The organism is Mesorhizobium sp. M7A.F.Ca.US.014.04.1.1, assembly GCF_003998745.1.
In the GTDB taxonomy this organism is placed as follows: Bacteria; Pseudomonadota; Alphaproteobacteria; order Rhizobiales; family Rhizobiaceae; genus Mesorhizobium; species Mesorhizobium ciceri.
The window spans coordinates 1-2,505 of the sequence record NZ_RZRW01000733.1; the positions used below are offsets into that span (position 1 = coordinate 1).

Genomic DNA, 2,505 nt, shown 5'->3' on the forward strand with positions numbered 1-2,505 from the left:
GGCGGGAACAGATGCCTGGCGATTTCCTCGTCGTCGTAGCCGACCACGGAGATGTCCTGCGGAATGTGCAGGCCGGCTTCCTTCAGCGCTTCGTAGCAGCCGATCGCGGTGCGGTCGTTCTGGCAGAAGATGGCGGTGGGCTTATCCCTGAGCGCCAGCAGCTTGACGGTGGCGGCATAGCCGGCGCTGGCCGACCAGTCGCCCTCGACCACCAGCTCGGGATCGAACGGGATGTCGGCCGTGGCGAGCGCGCGGCGGTAGCCCTTCAGCCGGTCCTGTGCCGCCTGCATCCACGGCTCGCCGGTGATGGTGGCGATGCGGCGGTGGCCGTGGCTGATCAAATGGCGGGTCGAGCTCTGGCCGCCGGCGATCTCGCTCGGCACCACGGACGGGAAGGCGTAGTCCGCCGTGTAGCAGTTGAGCAGGATCACCGGGATGTCGAGGCCGTAGAGATAGTCGGGCGCTGTGATCTCGCGGGTGAAGATGGTCATGTAGATCAGCGCCGAAATGCCCCGCTTGGTCAGCGCTGAAATAGCGCGCGGCTCCATGACGGAATCGCCCAGCGTCTGCGCCACCAGAAGCACGTTGCCGGCATTCCACGAGGCCTGGCGCGCGCCCTCGATGGCGACCACGGCTTCGGGGCTGGTGGCGAGCTGGTCGACGGCAAAGCCGATCACCCCGTCCAGCCCTTCGAAGGCGGGCCCCTCGAAGGCAGGCAATGCCGGGTGAAGCGCCTCGAAAGCGGGCGCGGTGTAGCCAAGCGTCCGTGCGGCCTCGATCACCCGTTCGCGGGTCTGCTGCGACAGCTTGATCCCTGGCGAATTGTTGAGCACGAAGGACACGGTCGCCTGCGAGCAGCCGGCGGCCCTGGCGATATCGATCATGGTGACGCGGCCCTTGGCGCCCTTGGCCGGCGCCTTGCGCCGCCTCGCTGTGTCGCTGGCCCGATCCGTCGTCTCGCTCATGGCAAATCCCAGTCTGGCTGGCCGGTCAGGCCGGCAAGGTGGCGTGACGCCGTCGATTTATCGGAATAACGTCAAGCTCGTTTATAACTATTAGTATGCCGGAGGTCCATCCGCCACGCATCTCCATACAAGCGAAAGCTCAATTAACAAAAGGCCTGGGCGGCTGCCCAGCGGTGAGGGCGGCACGCCGGCGGGCACACCGCGAAACCGCTGGCATTGGCTCGGAACTAATACTGTTTACTAATACAAAAATGCGCTGTACCGTCAATCGTCGCATCCGGCCGGTCACGTCCGGGGCGACGGGAGAGTACGAAAAATGGCCCGGTGGCGAGCGGATCCTATCTCCGCAAGCCTTGTCTCGGATATGTGATATGTCAGACAAATCGGACTATTTACGAATGAAGGATGAGTCTCTAAGGTCGCTGTCGTGGCTGGAACGACGCCATTCTTTCGGTGCCGGGAACCCCTTTGAGGAGGAGGGCGTCCACGCTGCAAACGGCAAATCAGGTCAGTGCAAGATCGGCCGGTCCAACGACTGAGCCAAACGGGAGGTTGAACATGAAATCCTTGATACGCAATGCATCCGTAGCCGCGACCGCGCTGCTGCTTGGCCTGTCGGCCACGGCAATCGCGCGCGCCGACGACAAGCCGACGCTGGCCTTCGTGGTCAACGGCGCTTCCGATTTCTGGAAGGCCGCCGAAGCCGGCGTCAAGAAGGCGCAGGGCGAACTGCCCGACTATACGCTCGAGCTCAAATATCCCGAGCAGTCCTCGGTCGCCATCCAGCAGCGGCTGATGGACGATCTGGTGACCGCCGGCGTCAAGGGCATCATGGTCTCGGCCGTCGATCCCAAGACCTCGACCGATGGCCTCAACAAGATCGCTTCGGAAACGGCGCTGTTCACCACCGACTCGGACGCCCCGCAGACCAAGCGCGTCGCCTATATCGGCTCGTCCAACGTCGATGCCGGCAAGCAGGCGGCCGAAATCGCCAAGAAGGCGATGCCCAATGGCGGCAAATGCCTCGGCTTCGTCGGCCTGCTCGGCGCAGACAATGCCAAGGAGCGCATCCAAGGCATGAAGGACGGCCTGGCCGGCACCAAGATCGAGTTGATCGACGTGCGCGGCGACGACATCGACCAGGCGCGCGCCAAGAAGAATGTCGAGGACGCGCTGGTCGCCAGCCCCGACGTCACCTGCATGGTCGGCTTCTACTCCTACAACACGCCGCGCATCTATGAAGCGCTGCGCGACGCCGGCAAGCTCGGCTCGATCACCGTCGTCGGCTTCGATGACGATCCGATCACGCTCGGCGGCGTCAAGGAAGGCACCATTGCCGCCACCGTCGTGCAGCAGCCCTTCGAATGGGCCTATCAGGGCATGAAGCTGATGGCTGCCTATCTCAAGGGCGACAAGTCGGGCATCCCGGAAGGCAACCTCATCATCATCCCGACCAAGATCATCGGCAAGGATGACGTCGACGCCTACGCCGCCAATCTGAAGGCGATGGCCGGAAACTAAGACTTGAAGCAGTTCAGCC

General features: G+C 63.4%; 2 protein-coding genes. One reads left to right on the plus strand and one right to left on the minus strand.

Going from position 1 to position 2,505, the window contains the following annotated elements; genetic code table 11:
• A partial coding sequence (locus EOA22_RS30690) for a LacI family DNA-binding transcriptional regulator (RefSeq protein WP_164756059.1) occupies positions 1–965 on the minus strand: 965 nt, incomplete at its 3' end.
• A gap of 558 nt (positions 966–1,523) precedes the next feature.
• Here EOA22_RS30690 and EOA22_RS30700 point away from each other — a divergent pair.
• A complete protein-coding gene (locus EOA22_RS30700; RefSeq protein ID WP_013528381.1) occupies positions 1,524–2,486 on the plus strand; it encodes a sugar-binding protein in 963 nt (320 codons plus the stop codon).
• Positions 2,487–2,505 lie beyond the last annotated feature (19 nt).

What these genes read in the sequence shown, in the direction of transcription:
- EOA22_RS30700 (WP_013528381.1), top strand. Translation starts at nt 1,524, where the DNA reads ATGAAATCCTTGATACGCAATGCATCCGTAGCCGCGACCGCGCTGCTG.